The organism is Bariatricus sp. HCP28S3_A7 (assembly GCF_052066375.1).
Lineage (GTDB): Bacteria > Bacillota > Clostridia > Lachnospirales > Lachnospiraceae > Allocoprococcus.
Genome location: NZ_JBQHSG010000001.1, coordinates 219,264 through 235,359, shown reverse-complemented (window position 1 = coordinate 235,359; position 16,096 = coordinate 219,264). Strand labels below are relative to the sequence as shown.

18 protein-coding genes and 1 pseudogene are annotated in these 16,096 nt (G+C 42.2%); 7 read left to right on the top strand and 12 right to left on the bottom strand.

The annotated features are described in order from the left end of the window. Positions 1-94: 94 nt before the first annotated feature. From groL to ACTNA4_RS01155, 4 genes are all read right to left on the bottom strand, one after another. Entirely contained in the window at positions 95-1,708 is a 1,614-nt protein-coding gene (groL, locus tag ACTNA4_RS01170; protein ID WP_427807106.1) for a chaperonin GroEL, read from the bottom strand. A 53-nt stretch (positions 1,709-1,761) separates the two neighbouring features. Then, positions 1,762-2,034, bottom strand: coding sequence for a co-chaperone GroES (locus ACTNA4_RS01165; RefSeq protein ID WP_427807107.1), 273 nt, complete (start codon positions 2,032-2,034; stop codon positions 1,762-1,764). Positions 2,035-2,226: 192 nt separating this feature from the next. Beyond that, entirely contained in the window at positions 2,227-2,844 is a 618-nt protein-coding gene (locus ACTNA4_RS01160) for a flavodoxin family protein (RefSeq protein WP_427807108.1), read from the bottom strand. Between the two features lie 81 nt (positions 2,845-2,925). Next, the gene (locus ACTNA4_RS01155; RefSeq protein ID WP_441028193.1) at positions 2,926-4,260 is read right to left on the bottom strand and encodes an MATE family efflux transporter; all 1,335 of its coding nucleotides are present in this window, start codon (positions 4,258-4,260) and stop codon (positions 2,926-2,928) included. A gap of 194 nt (positions 4,261-4,454) precedes the next feature. Here ACTNA4_RS01155 and truA point away from each other — a divergent pair, with 194 nt between their 5' ends. Further along, positions 4,455-5,198: a tRNA pseudouridine(38-40) synthase TruA gene (gene truA / locus ACTNA4_RS01150; protein ID WP_441028191.1), complete on the top strand. Its 744-nt coding sequence runs from the start codon at positions 4,455-4,457 to the stop codon at positions 5,196-5,198. A 43-nt stretch (positions 5,199-5,241) separates the two neighbouring features. On the opposite strand, the pseudogene ACTNA4_RS01145 reads toward truA, so the two are convergent. Beyond that, positions 5,242-5,598, bottom strand: a pseudogene (locus tag ACTNA4_RS01145) (DapH/DapD/GlmU-related protein); the annotation flags it as partial. A 277-nt stretch (positions 5,599-5,875) separates the two neighbouring features. Here ACTNA4_RS01145 and ACTNA4_RS01140 point away from each other — a divergent pair. Both ACTNA4_RS01140 and ACTNA4_RS01135 read left to right on the top strand, forming a co-directional pair. Continuing rightward, the gene (locus ACTNA4_RS01140) at positions 5,876-6,106 is read left to right on the top strand and encodes a hypothetical protein (RefSeq protein WP_441028189.1); all 231 of its coding nucleotides are present in this window, start codon (positions 5,876-5,878) and stop codon (positions 6,104-6,106) included. A 90-nt stretch (positions 6,107-6,196) separates the two neighbouring features. Continuing rightward, positions 6,197-6,415: a hypothetical protein gene (locus ACTNA4_RS01135; protein ID WP_441028187.1), complete on the top strand. Its 219-nt coding sequence runs from the start codon at positions 6,197-6,199 to the stop codon at positions 6,413-6,415. 141 nt (positions 6,416-6,556) lie between these two features. Here ACTNA4_RS01135 and ACTNA4_RS01130 read toward each other — a convergent pair whose 3' ends face one another. Together ACTNA4_RS01130 and ACTNA4_RS01125 are read right to left on the bottom strand one after the other, a co-directional pair. Beyond that, positions 6,557-7,558 (bottom strand): permease, encoded by a 1,002-nt coding sequence (locus tag ACTNA4_RS01130; protein ID WP_427806337.1) that lies wholly within the window; start codon positions 7,556-7,558, stop codon positions 6,557-6,559. A gap of 79 nt (positions 7,559-7,637) precedes the next feature. Continuing rightward, positions 7,638-7,955 carry an ArsR/SmtB family transcription factor gene (locus ACTNA4_RS01125; RefSeq protein ID WP_427806338.1) on the bottom strand — a complete coding sequence of 106 codons (318 nt, stop codon included), beginning with the start codon at positions 7,953-7,955 and terminating at the stop codon, positions 7,638-7,640. A gap of 179 nt (positions 7,956-8,134) precedes the next feature. Between ACTNA4_RS01125 and ACTNA4_RS01120 the strand changes: the two genes are divergently transcribed. The 3 genes from ACTNA4_RS01120 to ACTNA4_RS01110 all read left to right on the top strand — a co-directional run bounded on the left by ACTNA4_RS01120 (position 8,135) and on the right by ACTNA4_RS01110 (position 9,363). After that, complete coding sequence (locus ACTNA4_RS01120) at positions 8,135-8,470, top strand: ArsR/SmtB family transcription factor (RefSeq protein WP_427819252.1); 336 nt, start codon at positions 8,135-8,137, stop codon at positions 8,468-8,470. Between the two features lie 186 nt (positions 8,471-8,656). Then, the gene (locus tag ACTNA4_RS01115) at positions 8,657-9,001 is read left to right on the top strand and encodes an arsenic resistance protein (RefSeq protein ID WP_427806340.1); all 345 of its coding nucleotides are present in this window, start codon (positions 8,657-8,659) and stop codon (positions 8,999-9,001) included. Between the two features lie 23 nt (positions 9,002-9,024). Next, a complete protein-coding gene (locus ACTNA4_RS01110; protein WP_441028184.1) occupies positions 9,025-9,363 on the top strand; it encodes a helix-turn-helix domain-containing protein in 339 nt (112 codons plus the stop codon). 55 nt (positions 9,364-9,418) lie between these two features. On the opposite strand, the gene ACTNA4_RS01105 is transcribed toward ACTNA4_RS01110, so the two are convergent. Genes ACTNA4_RS01105 through ACTNA4_RS01090 form a run of 4 tightly spaced genes read right to left on the bottom strand, consistent with a single transcriptional unit; the run spans position 9,419 to position 14,230 of the window. After that, a complete protein-coding gene (locus tag ACTNA4_RS01105; RefSeq protein ID WP_427819246.1) occupies positions 9,419-10,396 on the bottom strand; it encodes an aldose 1-epimerase family protein in 978 nt (325 codons plus the stop codon). Positions 10,397-10,429: 33 nt separating this feature from the next. After that, positions 10,430-11,929: an FGGY-family carbohydrate kinase gene (locus ACTNA4_RS01100; protein WP_441028182.1), complete on the bottom strand. Its 1,500-nt coding sequence runs from the start codon at positions 11,927-11,929 to the stop codon at positions 10,430-10,432. 12 nt (positions 11,930-11,941) lie between these two features. Beyond that, positions 11,942-13,345 carry an L-fucose/L-arabinose isomerase family protein gene (locus ACTNA4_RS01095; RefSeq protein ID WP_394283481.1) on the bottom strand — a complete coding sequence of 468 codons (1,404 nt, stop codon included), beginning with the start codon at positions 13,343-13,345 and terminating at the stop codon, positions 11,942-11,944. Between the two features lie 18 nt (positions 13,346-13,363). Then, a complete protein-coding gene (locus tag ACTNA4_RS01090) occupies positions 13,364-14,230 on the bottom strand; it encodes a class II fructose-bisphosphate aldolase (protein ID WP_441028180.1) in 867 nt (288 codons plus the stop codon). Between the two features lie 136 nt (positions 14,231-14,366). Between ACTNA4_RS01090 and ACTNA4_RS01085 the strand changes: the two genes are divergently transcribed. Then, positions 14,367-15,209 (top strand): PocR ligand-binding domain-containing protein, encoded by an 843-nt coding sequence (locus tag ACTNA4_RS01085; protein WP_427806344.1) that lies wholly within the window; start codon positions 14,367-14,369, stop codon positions 15,207-15,209. Between the two features lies 1 nt (position 15,210). Here ACTNA4_RS01085 and ACTNA4_RS01080 read toward each other — a convergent pair whose 3' ends face one another. Continuing rightward, the gene (locus ACTNA4_RS01080; protein ID WP_441028178.1) at positions 15,211-15,630 is read right to left on the bottom strand and encodes a hypothetical protein; all 420 of its coding nucleotides are present in this window, start codon (positions 15,628-15,630) and stop codon (positions 15,211-15,213) included. Positions 15,631-16,096: the final 466 nt, after the last annotated feature.

Here is a 16,096-nt window from a genome sequence, read left to right as displayed (position 1 = left end):
TGAAACCTTTTTACAACAAAACACCCGCCCCTTAAACGGGACGGGTATCTTGTTTTAGAGAGGGATATATCATATGCAATTCGTACATATGTAATTAGTACATATCCGGTGACGGCTGTGCTGCCGGAGCCGGTTCCTTAATGTCTGCTACTGCTGCTTCTGTTGTAAGAAGGGTTGCTGCTACACTAACCGCATTGGCAAGTGCATTCTTGGTTACTTTGACAGGATCAATGATTCCTGCTTCCATCATATCTACATAGGTTTCGTGAACCGCATCGAATCCGATTCCTACTTCACTTTCTTTCACTTTGTTGATCACAACTGCACCTTCCAGTCCGGCATTGTCAACGATCGCATAGAGTGGCGCTTCCAGAGCTTTTGCAATGATTTCTGCTCCGGTCTTCTCATCACCGGTCAGTGTTGCCGCAAATTCATCCACTTTCTTCTGTGCATGAATGTATGCGGAACCGCCTCCGAAAATAACTCCTTCTGCTACCGCTGCCCTTGTGGCATTCATGGCATCTTCCATACGATATTTTGCTTCTTTCATCTCGGTTTCTGTTGCCGCTCCGACACGGATCACTGCAACACCGCCGCCCATTTTTGCGATACGATCCATCAGTTTCTCTTTATCGAAATCGGATGTAGTCTCTGCCATCCGTCTCTTCAGATTTTCGATTCTAGCTTCTACATCTGTTTTATTTCCGGCGCCGTCTACGATCGTTGTATTTTCTTTTGTTACCTTTACAGATTTTGCACGGCCTAACATATCCATTGTTGCGTCCTTAAGCTGGATTCCGATGTCTTCCATGATAACCTGTCCGCCGGTAAGCGCCGCGATATCCTGCAGCATTTCTTTCCGGTTATCACCATAACCAGGAGCTTTCACAGCAACCACTTTAAGTGTTCCTCTGAGACGGTTTACGATCAATGTCGTAAGGGCTTCTCCTTCTACATCTTCTGCAAGAATCAAGAGCTCTCTTCCTTCTCTCATAATATTTTCAAGAATCGGAAGGATATCCTGAATATTGGAAATCTTACGGTCTGTCATCAGGATGTAAGGATTTTCCATATTGCAGACCATCTTTTCCTTGTCGTCACACATATATCCGGAAAGGTATCCGTTATCAAACTGCATGCCTTCTACTACATCGATGTCCGTCTGCATTGTTTTGGATTCTTCGATGGTGATCACACCGTTCTCACCGACTTTTTCCATTGCATCTGCAATCATTTCACCGACTTCTTCATTTCCTGCGGAAATGGCGGCAACTTTTGCAATGTGTTCTTTGCCGGTTACCGGGCGGCTCATTTCTTCCAGAACAGAGACAGCCACGTCGGAAGCTTTCTTCATTCCTTTTCTAAGGATGATCGGGTTAGCTCCTGCTGCGATATTTTTCATTCCCTGATTCACCAAAGCCTGAGCGAGAACTGTTGCGGTCGTAGTTCCGTCTCCTGCGATATCGTTCGTCTTGGTAGCAACTTCTTTGACCAGCTGTGCTCCCATGTTCTCATAACGATCTTCCAGTTCAATCTCCTTCGCAATAGTAACACCGTCATTCGTAATCAGTGGTGTACCGTAGGACTGATCCAGAACCACATTCCTTCCTTTTGGTCCAAGTGTTACTTTTACGGTGTCTGCCAGTTTATTGACACCTGTCTCCATTTTCTTTCTCGCATCAATGTCATATGTAATATCCTTTGCCATGATTTATTCCTTCTTTCTTACTTTCTCAAATTCAATCTGATTTTATTCTTTTCTTATTCAACGATTGCAATGATATCATTCTGTGATACGATCACATATTCTTCGTCGTCCACCTTGATCTCGGTTCCCGCATACTGGGTACAGATGACTCTGTCTCCTTCCTTGACCTGCATCTCTTTTCCGTCTGTCCCGGGGCCGACTGCAATGACAACTGCTGTCTGTGGTTTTTCCTTGGCACTGTCTGGCAGGATGATTCCAGATTGTGTCTTCTCTTCTGCTTCCTGATGTTTCAAAACAACTCTGTTTCCTAATGGTTTTAATCTCATAAAAAATAACCTGCCTTCCTTTTTGTTAGCACTCTTTTGCGTTGAGTGCTTAGATCGTTTCCAAAAATATATTACTTCTTTTTCGAAGTAATATATTTTATTTTTAAACTATTTATTTTTGAATTATTATAGCACTTAATTATTGTTTGTCAACAGAGTTTATAGATTTTTTATAACTTAAATTTCATGTAACTAACGAATAAAATTCGTAGCCTGCTTTGCTTCTTTCTCCGGCAGACCATACTTTTCTTTTCCGAGTGCAATAGATTTCATAAGGAAGCTCATGTTGCGTGCCAGTGTCCTCATGCTCTGGAGTCCTTCTGCATCTCCTGCTGCTTCTCCCGGCAGGCGTCCGTGAATGCTGTTCCAGTACTGACCGGATGCTACCGGCATTCCGCTGATCGTGAAATACTTATTCAGCTCATCAAATGTGGAGGAGAGCCCTCCTCTTCTGGCTGCCACGACACTGGCTCCTACTTTCATGGTCTTGTCGAACGGAGTGCTGTAGAACAGACGATCCAGGAACGAGATCAGGGTTCCGTTGGCAGACGCATAATAAACAGGGCTTCCGATCACAAGTCCGTCACACTCTGCAAACTTCGGTGCAATTTCGTTAACACAGTCATCAAATACACATTTTCCTAATTTGGAACATCCGCCGCAAGCTGCACAGCCGCGGATGGCCTGATTTCCGACCTGCACGATCTCCGCTTCGATGCCCTCCTGCTCAAACACATGTTTCATCTCGTTTAATGCGATAAATGTATTTCCTTCTTTGCGCGGGCTTCCATTGATCAATAACACTTTCATTTTGTATTTCCTCCTTTATGATTATTGTTTTTTAACATACGGTTCATTAAATCCATTATATCAGTTTTCAGAACGATTTGGCTATGTAAGATTTTCATTTCTTTGCATCCACAGGTACACCACAACACAGATCACAACCGACACCAGGGATCCGGTCGCTGTTGCCAGCCCCATCGGGAGCAACGTATTCGGGAAATACCTGGATGCCAGATAGGCAAGCGGAACCCGGGCACATACGATCGAGATCGAATTGTGCAGGAACGAAAAGGATGAACGTCCATATGCGCAGAAATATCCGCTGAAACAGAAATGAATTCCGGCAAATACGCAGTCCCACACATAGCCGTGCATATATTCGCTGCCGAGACGGATTACCTCGGTATCTGTTGCAAATAGTCCTACAAACCATCCCGCGGCAAACTGCATGACAACCACTGTGGCAAGTCCAAAGGAAACACACATCGTGATGGCATACCACAATGTCTTCTTCGCGCGGTCATGTTTTCCGGCACCGATATTCTGTGCCGCCAGTGCCGAAACGGTTGACAGCATGGAAGATGGAACCAGGAACAAAAAGCCAATGATCTTCTCCACAATTCCCACCGCAGCCGCATCATTTAACCCTCGCTGATTCACGATGATCGTTATAATGATGAAAGAAATCTGTATGAAACCGTCCTGCAGCGCAACCGGAATTCCTATCTTAAGCAATTGTTCCATGATCAGTTTCTTCGGACGAAAATAAGATTTCTTCATCACAATACCGCTCTGCCGCTTTCGAATGATACACAGGGATACGATCACACTGATCGTCTGGGAAATCGTCGTTCCAAGTGCAGCTCCCGCCGGTCCCAGTTCCAGACCACCGATGAACAGATAATCCAGAATGATATTTGCCACACAGGCGACTGCCACAAAGCACATCGGGCTTCTGGAATCCCCCATCCCGCGGAAAATGGAACTGATGATATTATAGGCTGTGATGAACGGGATCCCGATAAAGCAGATGGTAAGATAGAGGATCGTCCCCTGCACCGCTTCTTCCGGCGTGGACATCACCGCAACAATCGAGCGGACCAAAAGAAGCAGGATGACGGTGAGTGTCACCGATACTCCCATGAAGAGCGTGATCGTATTTCCGATCGCCATTGACGCCTCCTCTCTCTTCCCGGCCCCGACCGCTTTACCGATCATGACCGTGGAGCCCATGGCAAGACCTACGATCATGACTGTGATCATATGCATGACCTGGCTTCCGATGGACACCGCCGTTGTGCTGGCCACACCGTTATATTGACCTATGATAAATAAATCTGCCATTCCATACAGTGTCTGTAAAAAATAAGATAACAGGAAGGGCAGTGAAAAAGATAAGATCGTTTTAAATACGCTTCCGTTTGTCAAGTTCTTTTCCATTTCGGGCACCTCACATTCGTAATCATACAAAACGATTATAAACGCTTTGATACCATTTGTGAACTGCGTATTTTAGCTTTCTTCCGTTCCTTATCGCCAGACTGTTGCAATTAACTTTGGTTTACAGTCTTTTCCTAAATTCTTCTTTTTGGTATAATTAGTCTGTTCAGAATAAGTTATAGGAGACATTTTTTATGAATCAGAATTATAAATTTACCATAGCCTACGACGGGACCCGCTATTCGGGCTGGCAGAGTCAGGGCAATACCGATGCAACGATCCAGGGAAAGCTGGAAACCGTGCTTTCCAGAATGACCGGCTCGTCCGTGGAAGTAACGGGTGCAGGCCGTACCGATGCCGGTGTGCACGCAAAAGAAATGACCGCAAATGCTGTATTGGACACGGATCTATCGACTGCGCAGATTCGGAAATACATGAATCAGTATTTGCCCGCCGACATCAGTATACTGGAAGTCCATGAAGCATCACCGCGCTTCCACAGCCGCTACATGGCTGTCGGGAAAACATATGAATACACCTGCTATGCCGGACCTGCCAAGCCGGTATTTGACCGGAACTATGTCTATATACTCGACCGGAATCCGGATATTCGAAGCATGCAGAAGGCTGCCGCATATCTGACCGGTCAGCATAATTTCAAAAGCTTTTGTGGAAATCCCAGATTTAAAAAATCAACCGTTCGCACGGTTGATTCTATTCAGATCGTCCAGAAAGGACCTTATATTATATTTACTTACCACGGCGACGGATTCCTCCAGAACATGGTCCGCATTCTGACCGGAACCCTTCTGGAAGTGGGTTTCGGAATGCGACAGCCGGAAAACATGAACGACGTGCTGGATGCCGCCAGCCGCAAAGCAGCCGGATTTATGGCACCGGCCTGCGGACTATGCCTGGTTAAAGTGGATTATCAGTAGATTGCCGCTTTGGAGCAAGTACGCCGAATCGTATTTGAATTTATTATCTTTCCTGCCCGGTGACCTGCTCCCAGGCTTCCTCATCGAATTCTCTGTCCTTGAAATAGAGTTTTCTGTCCGCTTCGGTGATCTTTCGGATGACTCTGCACGGGTTCCCGGCCGCAACGGACCAATCCGGAATGTCTTTCGTGACCACGCTTCCCGCTCCGATCACGACATTATCCCCGATTGTGACACCCGGACAAATCACGGAATTTCCGCCGATCCAGACATTATTTCCGATGTTCACCTCAATCCCGTATTCGTATGCCGTATTTCTGGTATCCGGATGGATTGGGTGCCCGGCAGTATAGATCGCCACATTCGGAGCCATCATGCAATTGTCTCCGATCTTAACCTCTGTTCGATAGTTTTTTAAACCTCACTGCACGTGAGCAAAAAGCGTTAGAAAATTCCTGGGCAAAAGTTTTCGCCGTAGATGTTATGATTATGAACAAACTCACGGAGTTGATTTATACAAAGCTGCCATCCAAAACTATAATAAAGAAATCGCCAAAACAGGATTCGAAGATGTCTCTGAGTATGAACTTTTTATTCGCTGTTTTTCAGAGCAGTCCATTGTCGAACAGGGAAAACGTCGCTGGATTACTAAGGAAGACAACCTCGGCAATTCAACCATGCTGTTAAATCCAACTGATCCTGAGGCTACATACCGAAGGAAAGCAGGGAAAGAATATTGCGGCTATGTGGCTAACGTAGAGGAAACTGTTGGGAAAAATGGTTCTGTTGTAACCAGCTATGAGTATGAATCCAATATCCATTCAGACTCACAGTTTATAAAAGAACATCGAACTACTTCCTACTGCATTGACAGCCAAAAAGAATCGGCGAGATGTTTCCGGATTTGAAATGGACGAAGAAAAAACAAAAGTGATAAAGTGTCCGGCAGGAAACACACCTAGAAAAAGAGCCTGATTCGCCTCGCACTAGAGGAGAGAATGTCTAGTGAAACATATAATCTGTATCGCAGGATACGAAACGGAGTAGAAACGATTCCCTCAATTCTTCGAAGAAACTATCATCTGGAAAAGCTTCCACGTGGAAAACAAAGAGGAAAGTTCTTCTTCGGAAGTAAAATCGCAGCGTTGAATTTTAGAAAACTCTTTCACTATGTGAAAGGGTCTTCGAACTATGCAGAAAATCCTCTATTGGCATAAGAATATGGGAAGGGTATAGTTACAATCGACACCAAATATACCGAAAACTACGGTAGAAACTTATAAATAGCAACAAAAAGTAAAAAAAGGACGTTCGATGCCAGGGCTTTTGACCCCAGCATCGTGGCAAAAGAAACGTCCCTACAGAAATATATTAAACAAATATCCGACAATAATAATGCCGCCCGTACAAATTCCAACAAATAATCCTAATAATTTCGGTTTTATCGCTTTTTTAAGCATAATAATTGAGGGCAGACTCAGTGTCGTAACCGCCATCATAAAACTGAGAATTGTCCCAAGCTGAGCTCCTTTTGCCAGTAATGCCTCCGCAACCGGGATGGTTCCAAAGATGTCCGCATACATTGGAACTCCAACTATAACAGCCAGAATGACTGCAAATGGATTGTTATTACCAAGAACAGTCTGAATGATATGTTCCGGTATCCAGTTATGGATTATTGCACCGACTCCAACACCTATAAGAATGTACGGAAATACTTTTCGGAACGTGCCTGTCATCTGGTCTTTTGCATAAATCAAACGATCCGTAATTGTTAAATCAGGCAATTCAATATCTACTCCACTTGCACTCCGAATAAATTCTTCCACATATTTCTCCATGTGCATTTTTTCAATTAATGTACCGCCAAGAACAGCAATAATCAATCCCACAACCACATAGGCAACCGCAACTTTTGCTCCAAAAATACTCATAAGAAGTACGAGGCTTCCCAGATCGACCATCGGTGAGGAGATTAAAAATGAAAAAGTAACTCCCAAAGGAAGTCCTGCACTTGTAAAACCAATAAATAACGGAATTGAAGAACAGGAACAAAATGGTGTAACTGTTCCGAGAAGAGCCGCAATCATATTTGCCCATATTCCATGAAACTGCCCGAGAATTTTCCTGCTTCGTTCCGGTGGAAAATAACTTTGGATATAAGAAATTATAAATATCAAAAAACATAATAATACAGTAATCTTAATGATATCATAGATGAAAAACAGTATGCTGCCACCTATCCTTGTTGAAACATCCACTCCTATCGCAGATAAACCATTCCGAATTACCACATTCAGCCATTTCATTCCTAAGATCTGATTCTGAATAAACAGACCTATCGATTTTAAAACTTCCATCTTTTTTCTCCTCACATTCACGCATTCGAATTTTTCTATTTATTATGTATTTTTTAACCGGCATAAAGCCGGTTATAATCTATTTATTACAATCACAATCTACAATTTTCTGAAATTCATCCGGCACCATTAATTTGCCTATCACTTTATAAATTTCATTCATTTTTTCCAGATTCAAAGAATAATGCATCCACTTTCCTTCTTTTCGGGAATTTACAACACCAGCATCACATAGCTGTTTCATATCATGTGATAAAGTCGGCTGTGTAATGTGAAATTCTTCCTGTATTTTACACGCACATAATTCTCCATTCGATAACATATCAATAATCTTAAGTCTCTTTGGATCAGAAAAAACTTTAAATATTTTTGAATACTGTATATAATCTATCTCCATAATGTTTTCCCTTTTGCCAACACATTGAACATCTTCTATGTATTATTAATAATATTACTTATATAACCATTTGTCAATACAAATATAGAATATCTTCAATTTGATATTGACTCATTATTAATCAAGGCATATAATAACATATAGAAGAAATTCTATAAATATACAAGAGGTAATACAATTTGGAACAGAGCTATAAAGATTTGGGTAAGATTTTAAAAGCCATTTCAGATCCTAAACGTCTAAAAATTGTTGATATGCTGTCATGTGGTGAATTGTGTGCATGCCGAATTCTGGAAGCATTCCATATCACCCAGCCCACCTTATCTCATGATATGAGAGTTTTAATCGAAGCAAATGTCGTAATTGATCGCAGAGATGGAAAAAATACTTACTACTCGCTGAACAAAGAACAGTTGGATTCATTTTATCAGAGTCTTGGACGTGTTTTTTCTGATAAACCTGACTGTATATGCCATCAGAGCAGTCATTGTAATTGCAATTGTGATTGCAATTGAGACCGATGCTATTTTTAATGCAATAATCAGCATCGGTTTTCATATAAACAACAAATAGAATAATTTCTATAATTCGATCAAAGGAGGAACACATATATGACTCATAAACCCAAAGTCGCTTTTGTATGCGTTCATAAAAAGTCCTTGCACTGAAAAATCAATTGCTGGATGAGGAGGTATAAAATCATGATAAAAGAAGAAAAAAATACAGGTATTAATTTTTTCCAACGCTACCTGACAGTGTGGGTGTTCCTTTGTATGATCGTAGGTGTCCTTCTAGGACATTTTGCCCCTGCACTTCCTGCATTTTCAAACAAATTTGAATATGCAAGAATTTCTATTCCAATGGCTGTGCTAATCTGGGTTATGATCTATCCCATGATGCTGAAAGTAGATTTTCGGAGTATACAAAACGTCGGTAAAAACCCAAAAGGTCTGTTTGTCACATGGATTGTCAACTGGCTGATCAAACCATTTACAATGTATGGATTTGCATTTTTATTTTATCCGATTCACGTTATTATCATGTAGAACATGTCACAACCAGAGCACGAATGGATTTCTTACTTATGGCCCGTATTGACCAGATTCTGGAAGAACGAAACGGGCGGATTACGAATCATGAGCTTGCACAGATTCTTAATTATGATGGCTCATACATCGGAAGAATAGTGAAAAAAGCAACAGGAAAAAGCCTTTTTAAATACAGTATGACCTTTACCATAGCTGCCGCTGAAACCATGTTATGCAGTACCCAAATGAGTATCTCACAAATTACAGAGAAACTGCATTTCTCCAACCGGGCACATTTCTATAAGGTTTTCGACCAGTATTATCATATGACTCCCAAACAGTATCGGGAAAAACTACGAAACAAAACCCTTGACATCTAAAAAGCCATATACGGACTTTTATTCCTGTACATGGCTTTTCAATCTTTCATCACTTTTATTTTTCACATAAATCTATCATGGTGATTTTTACATTATATGTTTTCTTTTCTCCAGGACTCAGGAATTTCAACATTCCGGCTTTTCTCATTACATCGCGACCGTCCGGGTAACAGTTGCCGCATTCCAGACCAAGCACATAATCTCTGACTCCCATCATCTTCCATTCCACAAACCCGTCCAGTTCCGTTGCGTCAAAAGAAATACTCAGTCCTATTCCCAGTTTCGGCTGAAAGATAGAAGCTCTTCCTGCCTCATCTGCAAACTTATGATAATAACAGCGTTCCTGATATCCGACTGTCGGTTTCTCCATATGCATCCAATTTTCTATGTCCTCTGCGGCATGATCATCCCTTGGCAGTACCTCTGCCGCTGGTATTTTCACAATGCTGTCTTCGTCCAGCAATGGATATCCCATATTCATGTGATACAGAATCTCAACAGGCTCTATTTTATCTCCTGTATTGCAGATCGTATCACAGATCTCGAAGGAATTTTCCCTAGTAGAAACCTGAATTTTACGTTCCATCCGGAGTTTTCTGCCAAAAATGGTCTCATCTTTTACTGCGGTATGAATAACAAGACCGGCTTCGTCTTCGGTCCAGTAGGCCTGCTCACAGGGCTGATTACCGATAGAACCATGGAGTGGAAGTTCTTCTCCTTCATCCATGCATGGAGAGCCCACTGCCTGTAGTCCGCAAGTGGTAAGAAAGCCAGCCGTAAAGGTCTTCAGCCAGTTTACTCCGATACTGTCATAATAAGCCGGTGCTGCATATCCGCAAGGAGACAGGTAGCTCATATTGATTCCCTTAAAACGCAATCTGGTAATATCACCGCATCTGTCAGGCGAAATAGTGAGCATAAGCCCCTTTCCATTATTCACTTCAAAGAGACGCATACCGTCACCTTTTCCCCCTATAAGACGATGTTCTTCTACTCCATACAACTGTGTGTCATGTCCTATATATGGATTCATTTTCTCTTCACCTTTCCCGGACAGACTGTACCACTACATGAGTGGTCTGACTGCCTGATATACATTTTGATATTTTTCATAGATTCTCATATACTTTTCATGCATTGCCGGTCTTGGTTCATAAGTTTTAATTTCTTCCACCATATGAAACGCGGCATCCTGCAAATCGTGAAAAAGTCCTATCGCAATTCCAGTAAGCATAGCACTTCCTACCGTTCCTGCATCTACAGTTTTCAATGCAACCATAGGCACATTCAGCATATCTGCCTTCATCTGCATCCATTCTTCAGAATGGGCTCCACCGCCGGTGGCGTGGATTTTTTCAAACCGGATTCCTGAACCCTGAAGTGCTTGCATATTCAGATACATTTCATAGACAACGCCTTCCATACAACCGCGATAAATATCAGCTGTCGTCGTTGCCGTTGTAAGCCCCAAAACAGCCCCTTTAGAACCAGTATCCATATAAGGGGTTGCAGCGCCTGCAAAATGAGGCAGCACCAGAAGCCCGCTTGGAATCTCTTCTTTCTGAGACGCATAAGCCTGTTCCAGATACTCATTGACAGAAATCCCCTGTTCTTTCGCCAACTGCATTTCTTTTTTTGCCAGTGTCTCCGTACACCACTGCATCAGGGCTCCCCCAGTGTAGGAAAATGCATATGCTACATATTTTCCCGGTATCACGTAAGGCACTACAGAAAAATATCCTTGATACATCACGTCGATGTCTGGTATCTGATCATACACCGGAGTAAGGCATTCTACTGTTCCGGCCCCATCCACGGCTACAGAGCCATCAAAAGCACCTGCTCCTACAGCTGCTGATACCTGATCGTGACTCACAGAAACTACTTTTGTATCCCCGCAAAGTCCCGTCTTTTGTACTGCTGCCAGACTGATCGTCCCGGCAACAGTTCCGGTCGATACCGGCTTTGCCATCAGTCCCATATCAATTCCTGCCGCCTCAAATATTTCTCGACTCCAGCAGAGGTTTCGGATATCAAATGCCATCGTTCTGGTGGCAAGGGAATAATCAATCTGTGCATTTCCCGTCAGATGATAGACCACATAATCTTCCATCAAAAAAATCTTACGGGCAGAAGAATATACCTCCGGCTGATTCTTCTTGATCCACATAATTTTGGAAATGCTGTACATTTCATGCGGACGGAGACCGGTAATATTCGCAATCTCCCGCTCTCCAAGCTTTTCAACCAGATCCCGGCACTCTTCCTTTCCCCTCGGATCCGTATAAAGCATGGCCGGGTGAAGCGGTTCTCCCGTCTCATCCACACAGACAAAAGTCTCTCCAAAACTGGTAACACCGATCCCCGCAATATCCGGGTATTTTTCCGCCATCTCCCGAATGGAAGCATAGACCCCGTCCATCACAGCAGAAATGTCAATTTCATGCCCTCCAACCGTCCGCTTTACCGGATAGTCCCGATATGCCTTGTCCAGATATTTCCCATCCTCATCAAAGACCGTACATTTGCAGCCTGTCGTGCCGATATCCAATCCTGCAATTTTCATGCCACATTCCTCCTAATCGATATCTACCCATTCATATCCAAGATAGGTGGTAAATGCCTCTTTTAAGATTTCTTTCATGTGACCAACACCTACCGAAGTGTGATGTTTGAAACCTCCCCTTGCAAGTTTAATCAGCTTATTCTGCAAATCCGGAATTTCACAGACACCGCCGCAGCCGAAGAATGCATCTTCAATCGGATCATCTGTAAACTGCGCCTCACTTGCATACACAATAATTTTACCGTCCTTGGTCTGGCAGTTAGAGATAGTAGTTGGGAATGCCTTAATTCTTCCTTCGTTACATCCCCATCCGGAACCCGGATCACTTTTTGCAAACATCTTATGCTCAGTAACTGTTCCTTTTTCCGTCATTAAGCTTTGGGCAACTGGTCCGCAGTGGAATAAGATCACCTTATTCTCATCATCACCATAGTTATTATTCCAATCCAGTACAGCGGTCGGCTCTTCGCTTGCAAGATTCATGGCACGCATGGTCAGCGCGGAACACATATCAATCTCACAGGAAGCAACAATACCTCTGTCATTTAATTCACTTAACAGGACACACGGACATACCCTCATATAGGTCTCCATCTCATTCCAGCAGCGCAAAGTCAGGGCATCCAGATGGTATTCATCAATATATTCATCAATTACAACAGATATTTTTGCAAGCATTAGTTTATTGGCTTCCGGCACTCTTGTAAAATCTGTGTAATTCTCCAGAACTTTGATTTTTTCCGCAACTGCCGCATCGTCGTCTGCCTTATGCTCTACCTTATAGATCAACTCGGAGAGATCAAAGGATTCCACATTGATTCCGTATTTCTGTAACGTGATTTCATCGAAACGAACGGTCTTAAACGCAGTCGTTCTTGCTCCGATGCATCCCACATTGAATCGTTTCATTCCATTTACCACACGACAGATTGCCGCGAAGTCTCTTAAATTCTGTGCAAATGCTTTCGATAACGGATGTACGACATGCGGCTTCATAACAGTAAAAGGTACGTTATACTGGGTAAATACATCTGTAACAGAGAATTTTCCGCAGTATGCATCTCTTCTGTGAGCAAAATCCATCTTACCAATTTCATCCGGATAAGCCTGCATCAGAATCGGAACCCCCGCATCCTGCAGTGCCGTGATTGCCCCGTTCTCATCTGCAAAAATCGGCATAGAAAAGATTACTCCATCATATTCTCCCTCATGTTCCTTTAACCATTTTGCATAGAGAAGTCCTTCATCTCTCGTTTCGATCCCGCCATACCTGGTCAGTTCCGCATCCATGGCAATGTAGTCATACCCCGCATCCGTGACAGCCTTAATCATATCTTCTCTTGCTCCGTAAATCAGTTCTCCCGGCATAAATCCACGGTTACAAAATGCTAGTGCAAATGTCATCTTTTTTCTCATTTTCGCTTCTCCTTTTTCTTAATCCATTAATGCAAACATTTTCATTGCTGCTTTTACATTTTCTTTCATTGCATCCCTTGCCGCCATGGACGCAGACGAGAAAAACAATGGTTCTCCTTCTTTTACGCTGTTTACATATTCCGCTACCGCATTACCACCGGACTTGTCCATATAAGTAAAATAGTTTACTTTCCTTGTCCCGGCTTCGATGGCTTTTCGATAATCCTCTCTGCTCACTCCGGATCCTCCATGCATTACAATCGGAATCTGTTCTGTCAGCGCACGTACATTTTTTACTACATCAAAATCCAGTTTCGGCTGTGTTAAGTAAATGCCGTGTGTTGTACCAAAAGAGCAGGCAAGCGCATCAATTCTTGTCTCTTCAACGAATACTTTCGCCTGATGCGGGTCTGTATAGATCTTGGTGTCATCGTTCTCACCACTGTCATCCCCAGCACCAGACTCTCTTCTTCCCATAGAGCCAAGCTCTGCCTCTACCGAAGCCCCTGTCTTAGTTGCCATGGCAACTGCTCTTTTTGTATTCTCCAGATTTTCTTCATAGGAAAGTGTGGATCCATCATACATAATTGATGTAAATCCCATATCAAGTGCCTGTTGCAAATATTCCAGGGTCTCACCATGATCCAGATGAACACATACCGGAACTTTGGATTTTTTCGCTGCATTAACCATAATTGGTCCAATCATAGCAAGTGGAATCCACGGTTCGTGACACTGTGCAAACTGAATGATAACCGGTAAATCCAGTTCCTCCGCCGCTTCAATTACTGCTTGAAGCGCTTCGAGGTTTGGCGTATTAAAAGATCCAACAGCTATCTTTTTTTCCTCTGCAATCTTCATTACGTCGTTTAATGTTGCTAACATATTCGTTATCCTCCTTATCTTCTTAGTACTATAAATACTATCCTCTTTTTTTCTGTTTTTATATAGAAGTATGTTCTTTTTACTTTGAATTTGTTCGCAGATATGCTAGAATCAAAAAAAAGAATGGGGATTCAGTATGATATCAACTTTTGACATTACAAAGCTGAATGCTTTGTTAAAAGATTTTTATAACCTTACACAGATTCGTATCACAATATTTGACGAGAATTTTCATGAACTCGCTGCATATCCTGAAAATATTGCGCCTTTTTGCCAGATAATTCGAACGGATGAAGCTGGCAGAAATGAATGCCAGCATTGTGATGAAAATGCATGCAAAATTGCTGCTAAACGTCATTCATTATATACCTATCAGTGTCATGCAGGGTTAACAGAAAGCATCCGTCCGCTTTACATGGGAAATATCATCATCGGATATCTTCTTTTTGGTCATGTATTTGCATATGAGTCACACGAAATCGGTTGGAAAGAAATAAAGAAAAGATGTCAGATTTACAAAATCAATATGTCAGATTTACAAAAAGCCTGTTTCATGCAGCCACTCAAAACAGAGAGTTATATTACCTCCGCTTCTCATATTCTGGAAGCGGTTGCAGCATATTTGTGTCTGGAACGAATGGCCTCTCTTCGCAGTCAGAAGCTCCCTGTTCGAATTGATGAATATATTCAATCTCACTTTACAGAGGATATCGATGCCATGCAGATTGCACATGAATTTGGAATTGGAAAAACTCAGCTATATGAAATAGCAAGTCAGAATTACGGAACCGGGATTGCTGAGCATATTCGTAATCTTCGAATCCAAAAAGCAAAAAAAATGTTAATGGAATCCGAATTGCCTTTGGCAGAAATATCAGCACAATGTGGTTTTAAAGACTATAATTATTTTATTACCGTTTTTAAAAAGACAGTGGGTATTCCTCCCAAAAAATACAAAAATCTAACAACAAGTGAATAAACTAAGACTTTATGCATTTAACATATATTATCATACCCGCCATCATTACAAACATCACACTCAGAAATGGTACAGAACAACAGATACCCATATTTTGTGCCAGCACACCGAAAAATGCCGGTGTCAACATTATACTAAGATAGGAAGATGCCATTTGTATTCCAATCACTGACTGTGAGCCCTCCGCACCAAATAATTTAGGAGTTAGATATGTCATATTTGGAAAGATCGGTCCCAGCCTTGCTACTAACCTGACACTCAATAAACTGGAAATGACAGTTCCTCCTGAAATCAGCATAGATACTATGCTGACATAAGAAACCGGTAGATCAAGTTCTTCATAAATTGCCGGCCATGCCACTGGATCAACAAAAACAGAAATGACAGATTGCATTTGCCCGAATATTTTATTCTCCGGCACCCTGATTGCACCAATAACCAGCGATATTTACAACAAATATCTGTTGTCAGTTTTATATCATTCTGACCTTCCATATATTATTTTCACTCCGGATATTGAATGGCATCAGCATCTTTTAACAACACTGTTTCATATATACGCTTTTATCAAAATATGGGACGGAGGGATATCATCGGAAAAACCCAGACGATTTTTTACCCAAAGATAAGGTATTCTCAGATTGTTTTGAATTAGATGTATTACAGGATATGTGTCATATATTCATGTCATTATATTCGTACAAAGACGAACTGCCACGTACAGATATGACCAAAAACGAAATGACTTCCCAAATTCGTCTCAAAAAGATGCTTAAGTTCGTCCGGAAATGGTATTGCATCCTGATTTTTCATAAATCTCCTCCAGTTCTAAAATAATTGCCCGGGAAGTTTCAATTTTTCTTTTGCCGGAAACTCTTTATCGAATG

Excerpts from the sequence above, each read along its gene's own strand:
- groL (WP_427807106.1), bottom strand. The coding sequence starts at position 1,708 with ATGGCAAAGGATATTACATATGACATTGATGCGAGAAAGAAAATGGAG.
- ACTNA4_RS01165 (WP_427807107.1), bottom strand. The coding sequence starts at position 2,034 with ATGAGATTAAAACCATTAGGAAACAGAGTTGTTTTGAAACATCAGGAA.
- ACTNA4_RS01160 (WP_427807108.1), bottom strand. The coding sequence starts at position 2,844 with ATGAAAGTGTTATTGATCAATGGAAGCCCGCGCAAAGAAGGAAATACA.
- ACTNA4_RS01155 (WP_441028193.1), bottom strand. The coding sequence starts at position 4,260 with ATGGAAAAGAACTTGACAAACGGAAGCGTATTTAAAACGATCTTATCT.
- truA (WP_441028191.1), top strand. The coding sequence starts at position 4,455 with ATGAATCAGAATTATAAATTTACCATAGCCTACGACGGGACCCGCTAT.
- ACTNA4_RS01140 (WP_441028189.1), top strand. The coding sequence starts at position 5,876 with ATGCTGTTAAATCCAACTGATCCTGAGGCTACATACCGAAGGAAAGCA.
- ACTNA4_RS01135 (WP_441028187.1), top strand. The coding sequence starts at position 6,197 with ATGTCTAGTGAAACATATAATCTGTATCGCAGGATACGAAACGGAGTA.
- ACTNA4_RS01130 (WP_427806337.1), bottom strand. The coding sequence starts at position 7,558 with ATGGAAGTTTTAAAATCGATAGGTCTGTTTATTCAGAATCAGATCTTA.
- ACTNA4_RS01125 (WP_427806338.1), bottom strand. The coding sequence starts at position 7,955 with ATGGAGATAGATTATATACAGTATTCAAAAATATTTAAAGTTTTTTCT.
- ACTNA4_RS01115 (WP_427806340.1), top strand. The coding sequence starts at position 8,657 with ATGATAAAAGAAGAAAAAAATACAGGTATTAATTTTTTCCAACGCTAC.
- ACTNA4_RS01110 (WP_441028184.1), top strand. The coding sequence starts at position 9,025 with ATGGATTTCTTACTTATGGCCCGTATTGACCAGATTCTGGAAGAACGA.
- ACTNA4_RS01105 (WP_427819246.1), bottom strand. The coding sequence starts at position 10,396 with ATGAATCCATATATAGGACATGACACACAGTTGTATGGAGTAGAAGAA.
- ACTNA4_RS01100 (WP_441028182.1), bottom strand. The coding sequence starts at position 11,929 with ATGAAAATTGCAGGATTGGATATCGGCACGACAGGCTGCAAATGTACG.
- ACTNA4_RS01095 (WP_394283481.1), bottom strand. The coding sequence starts at position 13,345 with ATGAGAAAAAAGATGACATTTGCACTAGCATTTTGTAACCGTGGATTT.
- ACTNA4_RS01090 (WP_441028180.1), bottom strand. The coding sequence starts at position 14,230 with ATGTTAGCAACATTAAACGACGTAATGAAGATTGCAGAGGAAAAAAAG.
- ACTNA4_RS01085 (WP_427806344.1), top strand. The coding sequence starts at position 14,367 with ATGATATCAACTTTTGACATTACAAAGCTGAATGCTTTGTTAAAAGAT.